Source organism: Roseiconus lacunae (assembly GCF_008312935.1).
Classification (GTDB): Bacteria; Planctomycetota; Planctomycetia; order Pirellulales; family Pirellulaceae; genus Stieleria; species Stieleria lacunae.
The window spans coordinates 1-406 of record NZ_VSZO01000036.1 but is presented as its reverse complement, the minus strand read 5'-3'; the positions used below and the strand labels follow the sequence as shown (position 1 = coordinate 406).

The 406-nt window shown below is 51.2% G+C and carries 1 pseudogene; it reads right to left on the bottom strand.

The features are described from left to right. Window positions 1–290: pseudogene (locus FYC48_RS28730) on the bottom strand (IS4-like element ISPpr4 family transposase); the annotation flags it as partial. Window positions 291–406 lie beyond the last annotated feature (116 nt).

The window sequence follows — 406 nt, the reverse complement described above, 5'->3', positions numbered from 1 at the left end:
GAGGTCGACATCTCGTAGCCGATGTCGTGTTCATGAGTGATTTGGCGAAGATCTTTCTTTGATGTGTGGCTTTTGTAGTCAATTTTGCACCAATCGTGAGCCAAGAGCACATAATCAGAAGGCGAAAGTTGAGCGGCTTGTCGGCCCACCTCTCGCAATGGCTCGATCAAATCGAGCAGCGTCACGTTGGGGTTGGATAGGAACCGCCAAGTTGCCTGGGTCGCGGAGAACGCTTGGTTTTCTCCCGGTTTGAGCGATGGTCCGGCCGCGTTTTTGTTAGCAGATTTCATGTGTTCTTGCACCAGTTGCAAGTACCGACGTTGCAGCCGCGGCTCCATCCGCGGAAGATTAATTCCATCCAGTGCAGTCTACGAAAAGCTAAAACTTGTGTAGATACCAATGCCCA